The organism is Bradyrhizobium sp. 159 (assembly GCF_023073795.1).
Taxonomy (GTDB): Bacteria; Pseudomonadota; Alphaproteobacteria; order Rhizobiales; family Xanthobacteraceae; genus Bradyrhizobium.
Map to the genome: position 1 here is coordinate 30,164 of NZ_JADPKE010000081.1, position 16,437 is coordinate 46,600.

Consider the following 16,437-nt stretch of genomic DNA (forward strand, 5'->3'; position numbering starts at 1 on the left):
GGATGATCCGGCCAGCGTCCTTCCAGGACGATCTACAGAGATACTGGCTTAGCTAGCTTGGCTCAGCTAGCCGGCGCAGCTGCGAACTCCGTGCCATCCAGCCAGATACGGTGCAGGATGATGGCGAGTTTGCGCGCCGCGGCGACCTTGGCCTTTCGCGACCCGATCCGAGCCATCAATTGCTGCCCCCAACGGCGGAGTGCACTATCTTTGCGCACGCGCGTCATGAGCGCGTTGGCTGCCTCGAACAGAAGGCGCCATGCGGTCGCCTGACTTGGATACCCGGCCAGAGATATCGACCTGGCCGGATTGATAGCGCCGAGGTGTCAGGCCGAGAAACGCTCCGACATCAGTGGATCGGGAGAAGCGGTTAGGATCGTCTACGGCCGTCGTGAACGTCAATGCAGTAATCGCGCCTACACCGGGGATCGTTATCATGCGCTGGCAGGCCTCATCGGTGCGCGCGAGACGTAGAAGCTGCGAATCGAGCCTCTGCCTGCGCTCTCCCGCAACACGCCAAGCCTCAAGCAGCGCGTCAATGGCGCTTCGGATCAAGGGGTCCTCCGGACATCGCGTGAGCACTGCGCGCTCGAACGTTCCACCCTTACCGGCTGCGAGCACCACGCCGAAGGTCTTCAGTAGACCACGAATTTGATTGTAAAGCGTCGTACGAATCGCGACGAGTTCGCTTCTGGCTGAGAGCAGGGCTCGGATACGACAGCTCTGCAGGCTCTTGATGGCGACGGGCCGGTACCAACCGGAGCGCACCACTTGCGCGATCCCAAATGCATCGTTCACATCCGTCTTGTTAACTTGTAGCGAGAGCGCCGCCGCGACATGGCGCGCGTGGATGCAGTCGATTGGAACGTCGAGAGCGCGCAGCCCATGCCAAAGCCAGATCGCCAGCGGCCCGGTTTCCATACCAACCCGAACCGCGTCTGGAGCGTGCTCGCGCAGCGCCATTGCGATGCACTCCGGCTCCGAGGAGCATTTGCCCCGCCAAGTGCGCCGACCGTCGCCGTCGATCACACAAATTTCCGTCTCCTTTTGCGATACATCCAAACCAACATAAAGGGTCATCACATGCTCCTCGTTTGCACTGAGGAGAACATTCTGCCTCAGCTTCGCGCGTGCGATTAGGCCATGTGGTTGATCAGATACCCCTCCCGCTTGAGCAGAACATGCAGCCGCTGGTAACCGAAGCGGCGGCGTTCCTGGGCAATCGCCCTCATGCGCTGACGAAGGCTGGCATCGTCAGCCAAGGTCGTCCGATATCTCATGGTCATGCGGCAGCAGCCGATGGCTTTACACGCCCGCCGTTCGCTCATTCCGTGGGCATCCACCAGATGAGCGACAGCTTTCCGTTTCCCAGCGGGCGTCACCACTTCTTTCCCAAGAGGTCCTTCAGCGCCGCATTGTCCAGCATGGCGTCGGCCAGGAGCCGCTTCAGCTTCGTGTTCTCGTCCTCCAGCACTCTCAGCCGCTTGGCCTCGGAGACGTCCATCCCGCCGAACTTGGCCTTCCATTTGTAGATGCTGGCGTCGCTGACACCGTGCTTGCGGCACAGATCGGCCACCGAAACCCCGGCCTCGTGCTCCTTCAAGATCCCGATGATCTGCTCTTCCGTAAAACGATTGCGCTTCATGCTCTGGTCCTCGTCTTGGGCCAGAGCAAACTTCAAACTGGATTAAGCCTGTGGGGCAAGGTCACGTGCGCTGAACTCTCTCGAACCGATCGTGTTTGCGATCGCTCGATGGTGCGCCAAGCAAAGCTGCGCACGGGAGTGACGTCGGCGCGCGGGAAGACTCTAGCTATCTCGCTGGCGGAGAGCGCAAGTGAGTGTTTTATTTCAGACAGGCGTTAGCGGGTACGCCTGTCGGTGCCACGCAGCGTCAGGTTTATAACAATCCGCATCCTGCCAGCTATCTAGCTCTACAGACGTGGATTTTTCTATTCAACCAGCACTGGCACACTCGTTGCAAACCCCTGCGCAACAGGCGGCTGCCAGCCCTTTGCACGACATGCAGACGGGCAGGCCGCCCCTGATGGCACGCGAGCGAGTAAAGAAGCCGATATGACCAATCGCTGGAGGGCAGGCATGACATCACCGAGACGCGTCTTGGTCAGCGATTCCGTCGACAAATCAACAGCGTCACACATGGTGCTCGCAAGCGCTTAGCCGATGAGCTGCAACATCCTGATCGGCCGCTGGATCCGGAAGCCCGCGAAGTTGCGTTCGGTAGGACCGGCCAGGGAGATTTGCACGCTTTACACCGCAACGCCGGATCGGAAATCCGTCGATCTACCGGAAAAGCGTCGCTTCTTCATTTGAGACGACAATGGAAAGGAAATTTGTATGAGCCGAGCAACTACCGAAAGCGTCGCAGAGATCAAGGCGCGCAACAAGCAGCTAATTGATGAGGTGTTGAAGGTCTACCCAGAGAAGACCGCCAAAAGGCGCGCCAAGCATCTGAGTGTTCACGAGGCGGGAAAGTCGGATTGTGGCGTCAAATCCAATATCAAGTCCATTCCGGGCGTAATGACCATCCGCGGCTGCGCCTACGCGGGCTCCAAGGGCGTGGTCTGGGGGCCGATCAAGGACATGATCCACATTAGCCACGGTCCGGTCGGCTGTGGTCAGTACTCATGGGGCTCGCGGCGCAACTACTACGTCGGCACGACCGGCATCGACACGTTCGTGACACTGCAGTTCACTTCCGATTTCCAGGAAAAGGATATCGTGTTCGGCGGAGATAAAAAGGTCACCAAACTCATCGACGAGCTGCAGGAGCTGTTTCCTCTCAACAGGGGCATTACCATTCAGTCCGAATGTCCAATTGGTTTGATCGGTGACGATATCGAGGCAGTCTCCAGAGAAAAGTCAAAGCAATATGGCGGCAAAACCATCGTGCCTGTGCGGTGCGAGGGTTTTCGTGGAGTGTCACAATCGCTCGGCCATCACATCGCGAACGACGCCGTTCGAGATTGGATCTTCGACAAGAGCGCCCCAGAAGCCAGCTCTAAATTTGAGCCGACCCCATATGACGTCGCCATCATCGGTGACTACAACATCGGCGGCGACGCCTGGTCGTCACGGATCCTGCTCGAAGAAATGGGCCTGCGCGTCATCGCCCAGTGGTCCGGGGATGGATCTCTCGCTGAATTGGAGGCGACGCCGAAAGCGAAGCTCAACATATTGCATTGCTATCGCTCGATGAACTACATCTCACGGCACATGGAGGAAAAATTTGGGATTCCCTGGTGCGAGTACAACTTCTTCGGGCCTTCCAAAATCGCGGAGTCGCTGCGCAAAATTGCAAGCTTCTTCGATGATAAGATCAAGGAGGGCGCCGAGCGCGTCATCGCGAAATATCAGCCGCTGGTCGATGCGGTGACCGCGAAATACCGGCCGCGGCTCGATGGCAAGACCGTAATGCTGTTCGTAGGCGGCCTACGTCCTCGCCACGTCATCGGCGCGTATGAGGACCTCGGCATGGATGTTGTCGGCACAGGCTATGAGTTCGGTCACAACGACGACTATCAGCGCACCGCCCAGCACTACGTCAAGGACGGCACGCTGATCTACGACGATGTCACCGGCTACGAATTCGAGCGCTTCGTAGAAAAGATCCGGCCCGACCTCGTCGGCTCCGGTATCAAGGAAAAATACGTCTTCCAAAAAATGGGCGTGCCGTTCCGCCAAATGCATTCCTGGGACTACTCGGGTCCTTACCACGGTTATGACGGCTTCGCGATCTTCGCCCGAGACATGGACATGGCAATCAACTCCCCGATCTGGGGGAAGACCAGCGCACCATGGAAGGACGCTCCGCGGCCGAGCCTCATGGCGGCGGAATAGGAAAGCCGACGCTCGGGCCCTTTCTTCCGCAGAGGAGGGAAGGGCAGGAGAACGAACACAAGAACCTGAAGAGTGCCATGATGACACAGAACGCCGAACACATCCTCGACCACTCTGAGCTTTTCCGGGGAGACGAATACCAGCAGATGCTGGCCAATAAGAAGGCGCTATTTGAGAATCCGCACGATCCCGCCGAAGTCGACCGTATCAGAGAATGGTCCAAGACGCCCGAATACCGCGAGAAGAACTTCGCCCGCGAGGCGCTAACTGTTAATCCGGCGAAGGCTTGCCAGCCGCTAGGTGCGGTGTTCGCCGCGCTCGGGTTCGAGCGCACACTGCCGTTCGTCCACGGCTCCCAGGGTTGCGTCGCGTATTATCGGAGCCATTTGTCGCGGCACTTCAAGGAGCCGACCTCGTGCGTCTCCTCGTCCATGACGGAAGACGCGGCTGTGTTCGGGGGGCTCAACAACCTGACCGACGGGCTTGCCAACAGCTACAACATGTACAAGCCGAAGATGATCGCGGTCGCCACGACCTGCATGGCGGAAGTCATTGGCGACGACCTCAACGCCTTCATCAAAACATCAAAGGAAAAAGGTTCAGTCCCCGCGGACTACGACGTACCATTCGCTCACACTCCTGCATTCGTCGGTAGCCACATTACGGGCTACGACAACACGCTCAAGGGCATCCTCGAGCATTTCTGGGATGGCAAAGCCGGCACGGCGCCTAAACTCCAGCGCAAAGCGAACAACTGGATCAACTTCATCGGTGGCTTCGATGGCTACACTGTCGGAAACATCCGTGAGATCAAGCGCATCTTCGAGCTGATGGGGATCGGCTACACGATCCTCGCGGATAACAGCGATGTGTTCGATACCCCCACCGACGGCGAGTTCCGCATGTATGATGGCGGCACCACACTAAAGGATGCCGCGAACGCAGTCCATGCGAAGGCAACCATTTCCATGCAGCAATATTGTACGGAGAAGACGTTGCCCTTCATCAAGGGGCACGACCAGGAGGTCGTCGCCTTCAATCACCCGCTGGGTGTCAGCGCCACGGACGATTTCCTGATGACGCTGTCGCGTATCACCAACAAGGCAATTCCCAATGCGCTGGAGCGGGAGCGCGGGCGTCTGGTAGACGCAATGGCTGATTCTAGCGCGCATGTTCACGGCAAGAAGTTCGCGATCTACGGCGATCCCGACCTCTGCTATGGCCTGGCCGCATTCTTGCTGGAGCTTGGCGCTGAGCCGACGCACGTGCTCTCGACCAACGGAAGTAAGGCCTGGGAGCAGAAGATGCAGGCGCTGTTCGCGAGCTCGCCGTTCGGTAAAAACTGCCGCGCCTTCCCGGGCAAGGATCTCTGGCACATGCGTTCGCTCCTGTTCACAGAACCAGTCGATTTCCTGATCGGTAACACCTATGGCAAGTATCTCGAGCGTGACACTGGAACGCCGCTAATCCGCATCGGGTTTCCCATCTTCGATCGCCATCATCACCATCGTTATCCAGTGTGGGGCTATCAGGGTAGCATGAATGTGCTGGTCAAGATTCTCGACAAGATCTTTGATGAGATCGATCGAAAAACCAGCTCAGTTGGCAAGACAGACTACAGCTTCGACATCATACGTTGAGGCGAGCGCCCCGCCTCATTGTCCGCAGGAACAGCGGCGCTGTGGCGGGGATCCCGGGTTATCCGCCGGACCATCCTCTTGGTCTGTGCGAATGTCTTGACATCCCCGAAAGAGACGCCATGACTTCGCTTCCCACGACCATACAGGACGTCTTTAACGAACCGGGCTGCGCCAGGAACGCGAGCAAGTCGAACGTCGAGCGCAAGAATGGATGCACCAAGCAGCTGAAGCCGGGCGGCGTCGCCGGTGGGTGTGCCTTCGATGGCGCCAAAGTCGCACTGCAGCCCTTCACCGATGTTGCCCATCTTGTGCATGGTCCAATCGCCTGTGAGGGCAATTCCTGGGACAATCGCGGTTCCGCCTCCTCCGGCTCCGATCTGTGGCGCAGAAGCTTCACCACAGATATGAGCGAGACCGACATCGTGTTCGGCGGCGAGAAGCGGTTGTACAGGGCAGTCAAGGAGATCACAGAGAAATACGACCCGCAGGCCATCTTCGTCTACCAGACATGCGTGCCCGCAATGATCGGTGACGACATCGATATGGTCTGCAAGGCGGCCTCCGCCAAATTTGGCAAACCGGTCATTCCCATCAATGCACCGGGATTTGTGGGGTCGAAGAACCTTGGCAACAAGCTCGCGGGCGAAGCACTGCTGGAGCACGTCATCGGTACCGGAGAGCCCGATTACACCACTGCGTATGACATCAACATCATCGGCGAATACAACCTGTCCGGCGAACTCTGGCAGATCAAGCCGCTGCTCGATGAGCTCGGAATCCGGGTCCTGTCGTGCATCTCGGGGGACGGCAAGTATCGCGAGGTCGCTTATTCGCACCGAGCCAAAGCCGCGATGATGGTCTGCTCAAAGGCAATGATAAACGTCGCACGCAAGATGAGGCAGCGCTACGGCATCCCGTTTTTTGAAGGCTCGTTCTACGGTATTGAGGATTCCAGCGATTCACTGCGCCAGATCGCGCGCATGCTGATCGAACGCGGCGCGCCGGCTGAGCTGATGGAGCGCACGCAAGCCCTGATCGCACGCGAAGAGACCAAAGCCTGGGCTGCGATTGAACGTTTCAAACCACGCTTTGCCGCCAAGAGGGTTGTTCTCATCACCGGTGGCGTGAAATCCTGGTCGATGGTGGCCGCTTTGCAAGAGGCCGGGCTCGAGATCGTCGGCACGTCCGTGAAGAAATCGACCAAGAAGGACAAGGAACGTATCAAGGAATTAATGGGCCAGGACGCCCACATGATCGAGGACATGTCCCCTCGCGAGATCTACAAGATGCTGAAGGACGCAAAAGCCGACATCATGCTCTCCGGCGGCAAGTCGCAATTCGTCGCACTAAAGGCGGCGATGCCGTGGCTCGATATCAACCAGGAGCGCTGCCACGCCTACATGGGGTATATCGGGATTGTCAATCTCATGGAGGAGATCGAGAAAGCGCTCTACAATCCGATATGGGATCAGCTCCGCCAACCCGCGCCATGGGATGAGTTCGACCGGAAGCGTCAGGCAAGGACGGTTGCGCAGATGTATGCGCAAGCCGCTGATCCAGTTCGAGACGCGAGCAAGAACGGCGTCAATACAATAAGTTCCTCCAATGAAAGTGAGGCCAGCGGTGGTGAGAGCGCGATTGAGGCGCATGGCCCGAATCTCGCCAAGCCCGCCAGGCCGTGCACCAATTCCACCGCACGGTGCGTTGCTTGTAAGGACAATCGTTCCGATCTGCAGCCCCCGGCACTGCAGGCGGCGGAGTAGGGGGACGACATGGCGATCGTCACGACCTCGAAGAAAGCCTGTTCGGTCAATCCGCTCAAAATGAGCCAGCCGATCGGCGGCTCATTTGCCTTCCTGGGCCTGCGCGGCGCGATGCCGCTTTTGCACGGCCCGCAAGGTTGCACCTCCTTCGGGCTGACGCTGTTCGTGCGCCATTTCAATGAAGCCGTGCCGATGCAGACGACCGCCATGAGCGAGGTTGCCACCGTGCTCGGTGGCCACGAGAATCTCGAACAGGCGATCCTCAACATCTACAATCGCGTCAAGCCCGAGATCATTGGCATCAATTCGACTGGCGTCACTGAGACTAACGGCGATGACGTCGAAGCCTTCATCCGGTTGATCCGACAGAAGCATCCGAAGCTCGAAAAGCTCCCCCTTGTCTACGTCTCGACCCCGGATTTCAAGGATGCCTTTCAGGATGGCTGGGGCAAGACAGTGGCGCGGATGATCGAGGTGCTTGTGGCTCCGGTCGACACAGCGAGACCGCGCGATATCTCCCGCGTGAACGTGCTACCTGGTTGTCACCTCACGCCCGGCGATCTCGACGAGCTTCGCACGATTTTTGAGGATTTTGGGCTCAAGCCCTCGTTCCTGCCGGACGTTGCCGGTTCGCTGGACGGTCACATCCCCGACGAATTCACGCCCACCACGATCGGGGGCATTGGAGTGGACGAGATTGCGACCATGGGGCAGGTGGCCTGGACGATCGCGATCGGCGCGCAAATGCGCCGTGCGGCCGAGGCCATGCAGGTGCGGACAGGCACGCCGTTCCGCCTGTTCGAGCGGCTCTGTGGCCTTATCCCAAATGACGAATTCATCGCCTTCCTGAGCCAGATCAGCGGCCGGTCGGTGCCCTGGAAATATCGCCGGCAGCGTGGACAGCTGGCAGACGCCATGCTGGATGCACATTTCCATATCGGCGGCCGCAAGCTCGCGATCGGCGCCGAGCCGGACTTGTTATTCGATCTCTCCAGCTTGCTCCATGAGATGGGCGCACAGGTAAGGGCTGCGGTGACGACGACGAACTCACCGGTGCTCCAGCGGGTCAGGACCGAGGACGTCCTGATCGGCGATCTGGAGGATCTTGAAGAGCTTGCCAAGTCGCGTGACTGCGACCTCTTGATGTCGCATTCACATGGTCGCCAGGCCGCTTCGCGACTCAATGTCCCGTTCTTCCGGGTAGGCTTTCCGATGTTCGATCGCGTTGGCGCTGCGCACCTCACGATCGCTGGCTATCGCGGCACGCGCGATCTGATCTTTGACATCGCCAATCTGATCATCACCGACCGCGAAGCCAACCATGGGCCGACGCCCGACACCTGGCGACCAACCCGCGGCGGCCCGCAGGCCCATCCGCCCCAGTTACATTGAGCAGGGAGAGAAAACAACTCGGATGAAAGTTGCATTCGCCACTCAGGACTTGAAGCACGTCGATGCCCACTTCGGCTGGGCCAAGAACATCGCGATCTACGAGATCGGCCCGGACGGGCATCGATTTATTGAGGCGATCCAGTTCGACGGTGACCTCACCGAAGACGGCAATGAGGATAAGCTCGCGCCGAAGATCGAGGCGATCAGGGAGTGCGCAATCCTCTATGTTGCGGCGATTGGCGGCTCGGGTGCTGCGCGAGTCGTCGCCAGGAACATCCATCCGATGAAGGTGCTGCAGCCAGAGCCCATCCACGATCTTTGCGTCAAACTCGAGACCGTGCTGAAGGGGTCGCCGCCGCCCTGGCTACGGAAGCTGCTCACCAAAAGCCGGGAACGTACGGTGGATTTCGAAGCCTGAAGGAACAAAGATGGCCGATCCGTCTGAAGTCACTCCAGCCGCCGCCGCGGCGGAGGCGCCGTTTCTGAAAGAGCTCATCAAGATCTGGCGCGCCCAGGACACCCACGGCGCCTGGGAGGGCAAAAAGGATCTCGAGCTGCTCGAACCCTACGTTCTCGACAAGCGCAAGCGCCGTGCGCTGCCGATCGTCGGCAATCCCGACCCGGACACGACATGGCGGCTGGAGCTGTTCTTCGACGCCGTTGCGCTCTCGATCGAGAAGGCGACCGGTGTGATGATCTCGCCAATGCTGAAGATGCATCACGAAGGCTTCGGTCGGATCGTGCTGATCGGCGGCCGGCTCGTTGTCGTGAGCAAGCAGCTGCGCGACGTGCATCGCTTTGGTTTCGACGATCTCTCTGATCTCGCCAATCAAGGCGACAAATTCGTCAACAGTGGCGTTGAGATGATCCGTAAGTTCCCGGAAGTGGCGAGTTGTTGAGGCAAGTGTGAGCGATATCGAAACTCTGAAAGCGGAAATAAAGAAGCTGTCGGCCAAGGCGGCTCAGGCCAAGATGGACCTCCAACCTCTCCGAGGAGCTGCCGGTCAACTGGTCGTCGATCCTGAGCGTGGCCCAGAAGGCCCACGCTGCCTTCAGCGAGCTCGAAAGCAAACGCCAATATCTCCAGGCGCTGGACAAAACATAACGGACGGTTAGCCATGTCATTCAGGACCCGCGACGGTCGCAATTGGAGGCCGGACTACCTGGTTGCTATCGATCCCAAGAAGTGCATCGGCTGCGGCCGCTGCTACAAGATCTGCGGCCGTGAGGTCATGACGCTGAAGGGGCTAAGTGAGGGTGGCGAGATCATCGATCTCGACGAGGACGACGATGAGCTCGAAAAGAAGGTCATGGTGCTGAAGGACGAAGGCGCTTGCATCGGCTGCAGCGCCTGCGCCCGGGTGTGCCCAACAAACTGTCAGACCCACACACCACCTGGTTGACTTAGCTTTCTCCGACGAGATCGACGAGCCAGTTGTCAGATAGTAGCTGGTAGGGAACGCCCAGATCCTACCTGTTCTGGCGTGAAGCCGGCAGTTTCCGAATCGGCCGCGACCTCGCATGGGCCCCGGCGGCGAAGGCCGGCAGGATCGTGAAAACGACAACGCCGACACCGTCGTTGAAGAGTGACTCGCCCTGCATCTCGACCTTTCAGGTGCCTTTACATTTTGAGCGTACCCATGACCGCCACCGCATCGGTCAGGCTGATGAGCGCGCCAAACACCAGCTCCCAGGACAGCGGCAGCGACTGACCAAGGAGACCAGCGGCCTGCCAGAATAGAAAGCCACTACGGCGCGGCTTACCAATGTTGCGAGATCGACGTGGAGCGCTCCCGCGAAGAGCTAGAATTCTAGCATCCCGTTCATGACGACCGACGTGAAGTCGATCTGGAGCACTGTCTTTGTTAGCGCTTCGAACAGATGCTGTTCTGGCAACGAACGCAGAGATCCCGCGTTTACCTGACGCTTCTAGCTCGATCGCAAGGCTCGCGAATAGTGATGACGAAACAGTGGATCAGCATACCGTAAACCCTGTGCAAAAAAGCGGGCTTCGTGCCCCAACCATTTATTGGGAACGGCGTGCGTGGATCTCATCATGGCTTGGCTGCAACAGCGGCGAGAGGCCGGATATACTAAGCAACTGGAATCGTCATTCAGGAGAACTGATAAAGAAGGTGTCGCCGGTCTGACGTCTGATGACTATCCGACACTGTTCTGTCGCCTTTGTTGGTCCGCGACACCGGCCTATTTCGCCGAGCTCTTGTCTGGCCGCAGGCTAATCCGCTGAAAAGCAATCACAATCTTTTCTTCTGCTGGGTCGGCCAAATTGGCACGAGTTTTGAAACCCTTCGTTGCGAGCTGGGAGCCGCCGACCGACCTTCATTTCGTGGATGACATCGCGATCGATGGAGCGAAGAAAGAAAAGCAAAATGGCAAATCCGCATCAGATAGCATTCTATGGGAAGGGGGCCTCGGCGAAATCGCCCCCTAACAAACAGGCTCGCCGCCCGCACTACTGCATCGTCGTGGCGCTGGCCAGGCTTGAACTCAAGGTGGTGTTCGGTTCGATCTTCCAGCGCTTTCCCGCGCTGCGCCTGGCCGTGGCGCCCGAAGGAGCGAAGTTGCGCAAGGAGATCATCACTGGCGGGTTCGAGGGGTTCCCGGTGCTCTGGTGATGCTCGGACGCCGCCGGGAATCGCGATGTTCTCCGCAATTTGCCGGCGCGCCTGGCGCGCGCCGATCAGATCAGCCAGCCAACAGGTAACCAAGATGGACGTGCAAGAAACCACGGCAGCATGCCGGGACGCCTTCGCCGAACTGGCGTCGCCAGCGCGCATCCACGACCCGTATCCGTTTATGCACTGGTTGCGCGAGCACGATCCCGTGCATCGCGCGGCGTCGGGCCTCTTTCTGTTGAGCCGCCACGCCGACATCTACTGGGCGCTCACGGCCACGGGCGATGCGTTTCGGGCACCGGCGCCGGGCGAACTGGCGCGCCACTTCCCGCGTGCGGCGACCAGCCTATCACTCAATCTGCTGGCGTCTACACTAGCGATGAAGGACCAGCCGACGCATACGCGTCTGCGCCGGCTGATCTCGCCCGATTTCACCATGCGCCAGATCGACAACCTGCGGCCGAGCATCGCGCGCATCGTCGCAGCGCGCCTGGATGGCATGGCGCCCGCGCTGGAGCGCGGGGAGGCGGTGGACCTGCATCGGGAATTCGCGCTGGCCTTGCCCATGCTGGTCTTGGCCGAACTGTTCGGCATGCCCCAGGACGACATGTTCGGGCTCGCCGCCGTCATCGACCCCATTCTGAAAGGCCTGGGCCCGCACGCCAGCGACCCCCAGCTCGCCACGGCGGACGCGGCCAGCGCCAGGGTGCAGGCCTACTTCGGCGACCTCATACAGCGCAAGCGCACCGATCCACGCCACGACATCGTGTCGATGCTGGTCGGCGCACACGACGACGATGCCGACACGCTGTCGGATGCGGAGTTGATCAGCATGCTTTGGGGCATGCTGCTGGGCGGCTTCGCAACCACTGCTGCGACCATCGACCATGCGGTCCTGGCGATGCTGGCGTATCCCGAACAGCGGCACTGGCTTCAGGGAGACGCCGTGGGGGTGAAGGCATTCGTCGAAGAAGTCCTGCGCCGCGACTCGCCCGTCATGTTCAGCGCCACTCTGCGTATCGCCCAGCGCGACATCGAATTGGGCGGCGTGGTGATCCCGAAGAACGCGGACGTGCGCGTGCTGATCGCGGCCGGCAATCGCGACCCGGACGCCTTCGCCGATCCCGACCGCTTTGATCCCGCGCGGTTCTACGGCACCAGTCCTGGCATGTCGACGGACGGGAAGATCATGCTGAGCTTCGGCCACGGCATCCGCTTTTGCCTCGGTGCGCAACTGGCCAGGGTGCAGTTGGCCGAGAGCCTGCCGCGGATCCAGGCGCGCTTCCCCACGCTGGCATTGGCCGAGCCGCCGACGCGGGAGACCTCCGAGTTCCTTAGGACGTTCCGCGCGCTGCCGGTGCGGCTGCATGCGCAGGGGGGCTGAGATGCGCATCTTGGTCGACCAGGATATGTGCGCAACCAGCGGGCAGTGCGTGCTGACGCTGCCGGGCACCTTTCGCCAACGCGAACCCGACGGCGTGGCCGAAGTGTGCGTGGCGACGGTCCCGCAGGCGCTGCACGCCGCCATGCGACTCGCGGCCAGCCAGTGCCCGGTCGCCGCCATTCGGGTCATCGAAAGCGACGCTGGTGATGACGAGCGCGTCAGCGTCGACCCTGCGCCTTCTCCTGCGGGGGCCGAGCGGCATGCCGCGAAAGACCAACGCAATCCAGGAGGACACGATGGCACGGTTTGAAGGCAAGGTGGCCGTGGTGACCGGCGCCGGCGCCGTTGGCAAGGCATGCGCCCTCGCCATCGCACGCGAGGGCGGCAGAGTGGTGGTGGCCGACATTGATGGCTCGGCGGCCATCGCCTGCACCGCGCAGGTCGCGGCCGAAGCGGGCCACGCGCTGGCCCTGGCCATGGACATCGCCGATGCGCGCGCTGCTCGAGACTGCGGAGCGGCACTTCGCTGGGGTCGACCTGCTGGTGGAGCGACATGCATCTGACCCCGCGCCACCGTGCGATCCTCGACCTGGACCTGGCGGTCTGGGATCAGAACATGGCGACCAATCTGCGCGGCATGCTGCTCTGCTGCCGGCAGGCCATATGCCCGCGGCGGTGGCGCGATCGTCAACATGTCGTCGTGCCAGGGGCTCAGCGGTGACACCGCGCAGACGTCCTACGCCGCGTCGAAGGCGGCGATGAAAATGCTGTCGGCCTCGCTCGCCACCCAGTACGGTCATGCGCAGATCCGCTGCAACGCGATTGCGCCGGGTCTCGTCATGACGGAGCGTCTCCTCGCCAAGCTGCACGAGTGCATGCAACGGCATCTGCGCCGGCACCAGCTCCTGCCGCGCGTCGGCTGGCCCGAGGGACGTGGCCGCGCTGATGGCATTCCTGCTCTACGACGATGCTGCGTTCATCACCGGCCAGGTCGTGTGCATCGACGGCGGCATGCTGGCGCATGTGCCGACGTACGCCGACGGTGGCAACAGCCGCGCCGCGCGGCCTGCCGGCACACCGCCGAAGCGGCCGCGGCGCCGCGCTGCTGATGGACATGCTGCTCAACCCGCTGGACCGTCGGCACCGGCTGCGGCACGACATCCCGGTCGTGCCCGGCGCTTTCCCCCTGGTCGGGCATCTTCCCGCCATTGTCTGCGACCTGCCGCGCCTACTGCGGCGCGCGGAACGGACGCTGGGCAGCCACTTCTGGCTGGATTTCGGCCCTGCCGGACACCTGATGACCTGCGTGGATCCGGATGCGTTCGCACTGCTCCGGCACAAGGACGTGTCCTCGGCGCTGATCGAAGAGATCGCGCCCGAATTGCTTGGCGGAACGTTGGTTACCCAGGACGGCGGCGCGCACCGGCAGGCGCGCGATGCGATCAAGGCGGCGTTCCTGCCCAAGGGGCTGACCCAGGCCGGCATCGGCGACCTGTTCGTGCCCGTCATCCGGGCACGGGTGCAGGCGTGGCGCGACCGCGGCGACGTAACCATCCTGCGCGAAACCGGCGACCTGATGCTCAAGCTCATCTTCAGCCTCATGGGAATCCCCGCGCAGGACCTGCCGGGATGGCATCGCAAGTACCGGCAAGTGGTGCAGTTGATCGTCGCGCCCCCGGTCGACCTGCCCGGACTGCCCTTGCGGCGCGGCCGCGCCGCCCGCGACTGGATCGACGCGCAGTTGCGCCAGTTCGTCCGCGACGTGCGCGCGCATGCCGCGCGCACGGGGTTGATCAACGAGATGGTGAGCGCTTTCGATCGCAGCGAAGATGCGCTCTCCGATGACGTCCTGGTCGCCAATATCCGCTTGCTGCTGCTTGCGGGTCACGACACCACTGCCTCGACGATGGCCTGGATGGTGATCGAGCTGGCGCGGCAGCCTGTGCTGTGGGACGCCCTGGTCGAGGAGGCGCAACGCGTGGGCGCGGTGCCGACCCGGCACGCGGACCTGGCGCAGTGTCCGGTCGCCGAGGCGCTGTTCCGCGAGACGCTGCGCGTGCATCCGACGGCCACGCTCCTGCCGCGTCGCGCGCTGCAGGAATTGCAACTCGGCCAACGGCGCATTCCCGCGGGCACCCATCTGTGCATCCCGCTGCTCCATTTCTCGACCTCGGCGCTGCTGCACGAGGCGCCTGATCAGTTCCGCCTGGCGCGGTGGCTGCAACGCACGGAGCCGATCCAGCCGGTGGACATGCTGCAGTTCGGTACCGGCCCACACGTCTGCATCGGCTACCACTTGGTATGGCTGGAACTGGTGCAGTTCTGCATCGCCTTGGCGCTGACCATGCACAAGGCCGGGGTGCGGCCGCGGTTGCTGAGCGGCGTCGAAAAAGGCCGGCGCTATTACCCGACCGCACATCCGTCCATGACAATCCGCATCGAATTCTCATGAGCTGGCATCGCATCCCCGTGTGGCGAGGCAGCGGCGCCGGCGACGCGCGGCATTGCTGCACTCGGCGCGTGCGCTCGGTGCGACGCCGGCAACACCGCGGCGGCTCGGCGCTCGCCGTGGCCGTGTCAGGTACAAGGACATGAACAACATGCAGACCGGTTCTACGCTACAGGACGACCGAACTGGCGTTTCCGCGCTCGGCGGATTGGGCGCGCAGGTGCGCGGCGCGTCCGGCAGGCTGCTGCCGGAGATCTGGATGCAGGACGGCGCAAAGCGGGTCGAACAGACGCTGGCGCGTCTTCTCTGCGCCGAAGACAATGGTGAGACCGAGCTGATGGCGGCGATGCGCTACGCCACCTTGAATGGCGGCAAGCGCACCCGCGCCTTGCTCTGTCTGGCTGCCGGCGCACTGGCTGACACGCCGGCGCACATGCTCGAGAACGTCGGCGCCGCCCTCGAGATGATGCATGCCTGTACCCTGGTCCACGACGACCTGCCCGCGATGGACGACGACGTGCTTCGCCGCGGCCTCCCGACCGTGCACGTCAAGTTCGGCGAAGCCACTGCGATCCTGGTCGGCGATGCGCTGCAGGCGCACGCCTTCCTGACCCTGGCGAGCCTGGATGCGCCGGGCGACAACCGTATCGCGCTCGTGCGCGAACTGGCGCAGGCGGTGTCCGCCGAGGGTGCCGCAGGCGGGCAGGCGATGGATCTGTCGCTGGTCGGAAAGCACGTCGAGCTGGACAGGATCGTGGCGATGCACCGGATGAAGAGCGGAGCGCTAGTGCGCGCGTCCGTTCGCATGGGCGCGCTATGCGCCATCGCGGAGGATGCCGCGCACGCTGCGCTGTACTGTGCGCTCGATCGCTACACCGCCTGTTTCGGCCTGGCGTTGCAGGTGGTCGACGACATTCTCGACGCGACAGCTGATACCGCGACGCTGGGCAAGACCCCCGGCAAGGACGCGGCGGCGCAGAAGCCGACCTGCGCGTCGATCATGGGGCTGCAGGCAGCGCGCCAGTTCGCGCTGGATTTGTTGCGCGACGCCGGGGAGGCCATCGCTCCGCTGGGCCCTCGTGCGGAACGGTTGGCGCAGATGCTGCAGCGGGCCAACGCGTATCTGTTCAAGCACGCGCCATGCGCATGAGCGCGCCCGTCCGCATGGAGTCGCCCCTGCCGCTGCGATCGCCCGGCGGCAGCGGTGCATGCTGCACTGTGTCCGAGTCCGCGGCGCCGATCGCAGCGGTTGCCCAGCACGGCCGCGGCGCGCTGCGCGCAAGCCTATGCGGCGGACCGGCGCCAGCATCGGCG

General features: G+C 61.8%; 11 protein-coding genes and 5 pseudogenes. 14 read left to right on the forward strand and 2 right to left on the reverse strand.

Going from position 1 to position 16,437, the window contains the following annotated elements; translation table 11 throughout:
- Positions 1 to 62: 62 nt before the first annotated feature.
- Positions 63 to 1,080 (reverse strand): annotated as a pseudogene (locus tag IVA96_RS21675) (IS110 family transposase).
- 65 nt (positions 1,081 to 1,145) lie between these two features.
- Positions 1,146 to 1,645, reverse strand: a pseudogene (locus IVA96_RS21680) (transposase); the annotation flags it as partial.
- Positions 1,646 to 2,356: 711 nt separating this feature from the next.
- On the opposite strand from IVA96_RS21680, the gene nifD reads away from it, so the two are divergent.
- The 14 genes and pseudogenes from nifD to IVA96_RS21755 all read left to right on the forward strand — a co-directional run bounded on the left by nifD (position 2,357) and on the right by IVA96_RS21755 (position 16,273).
- Complete coding sequence (gene nifD / locus IVA96_RS21685; RefSeq protein ID WP_247297508.1) at positions 2,357 to 3,859, forward strand: nitrogenase molybdenum-iron protein alpha chain; 1,503 nt, start codon at positions 2,357 to 2,359, stop codon at positions 3,857 to 3,859.
- Positions 3,860 to 3,939: 80 nt separating this feature from the next.
- Positions 3,940 to 5,499 carry a nitrogenase molybdenum-iron protein subunit beta gene (gene nifK, locus IVA96_RS21690; RefSeq protein ID WP_247279069.1) on the forward strand — a complete coding sequence of 520 codons (1,560 nt, stop codon included), beginning with the start codon at positions 3,940 to 3,942 and terminating at the stop codon, positions 5,497 to 5,499.
- 119 nt (positions 5,500 to 5,618) lie between these two features.
- Entirely contained in the window at positions 5,619 to 7,262 is a 1,644-nt protein-coding gene (gene nifE, locus IVA96_RS21695; protein ID WP_247419257.1) for a nitrogenase iron-molybdenum cofactor biosynthesis protein NifE, read from the forward strand.
- A 9-nt stretch (positions 7,263 to 7,271) separates the two neighbouring features.
- Positions 7,272 to 8,654 (forward strand): nitrogenase iron-molybdenum cofactor biosynthesis protein NifN, encoded by a 1,383-nt coding sequence (gene nifN / locus IVA96_RS21700; RefSeq protein WP_247419170.1) that lies wholly within the window; start codon positions 7,272 to 7,274, stop codon positions 8,652 to 8,654.
- Between the two features lie 22 nt (positions 8,655 to 8,676).
- Positions 8,677 to 9,072: a nitrogen fixation protein NifX gene (nifX, locus tag IVA96_RS21705; protein ID WP_247354173.1), complete on the forward strand. Its 396-nt coding sequence runs from the start codon at positions 8,677 to 8,679 to the stop codon at positions 9,070 to 9,072.
- A 10-nt stretch (positions 9,073 to 9,082) separates the two neighbouring features.
- Entirely contained in the window at positions 9,083 to 9,553 is a 471-nt protein-coding gene (locus tag IVA96_RS21710; protein ID WP_247354174.1) for a NifX-associated nitrogen fixation protein, read from the forward strand.
- A 7-nt stretch (positions 9,554 to 9,560) separates the two neighbouring features.
- A pseudogene (locus IVA96_RS21715) lies at positions 9,561 to 9,759 on the forward strand (CCE_0567 family metalloprotein).
- A 13-nt stretch (positions 9,760 to 9,772) separates the two neighbouring features.
- Complete coding sequence (fdxB, locus tag IVA96_RS21720; RefSeq protein WP_247279041.1) at positions 9,773 to 10,057, forward strand: ferredoxin III, nif-specific; 285 nt, start codon at positions 9,773 to 9,775, stop codon at positions 10,055 to 10,057.
- Between the two features lie 1,065 nt (positions 10,058 to 11,122).
- A pseudogene (locus IVA96_RS21730) lies at positions 11,123 to 11,290 on the forward strand (cytochrome); the annotation flags it as partial.
- 94 nt (positions 11,291 to 11,384) lie between these two features.
- Complete coding sequence (locus IVA96_RS21735) at positions 11,385 to 12,674, forward strand: cytochrome P450 (protein ID WP_247419172.1); 1,290 nt, start codon at positions 11,385 to 11,387, stop codon at positions 12,672 to 12,674.
- Position 12,675: 1 nt separating this feature from the next.
- Positions 12,676 to 12,984: a ferredoxin gene (locus IVA96_RS21740; protein ID WP_247419174.1), complete on the forward strand. Its 309-nt coding sequence runs from the start codon at positions 12,676 to 12,678 to the stop codon at positions 12,982 to 12,984.
- Positions 12,971 to 13,783: pseudogene (locus IVA96_RS21745) on the forward strand (SDR family oxidoreductase). The gene IVA96_RS21740 and the pseudogene IVA96_RS21745 overlap by 14 nt, the downstream one beginning before the upstream one ends.
- Positions 13,783 to 15,126, forward strand: a complete 1,344-nt coding sequence (locus IVA96_RS21750; protein WP_247334077.1) for a cytochrome P450 — start codon at positions 13,783 to 13,785, stop codon at positions 15,124 to 15,126. Before IVA96_RS21745 ends, IVA96_RS21750 begins: the two are co-directional and overlap by 1 nt.
- A 148-nt stretch (positions 15,127 to 15,274) precedes the next feature.
- A complete protein-coding gene (locus tag IVA96_RS21755; RefSeq protein ID WP_247297587.1) occupies positions 15,275 to 16,273 on the forward strand; it encodes a polyprenyl synthetase family protein in 999 nt (332 codons plus the stop codon).
- The last annotated feature ends 164 nt before the right edge of the window (positions 16,274 to 16,437 follow it).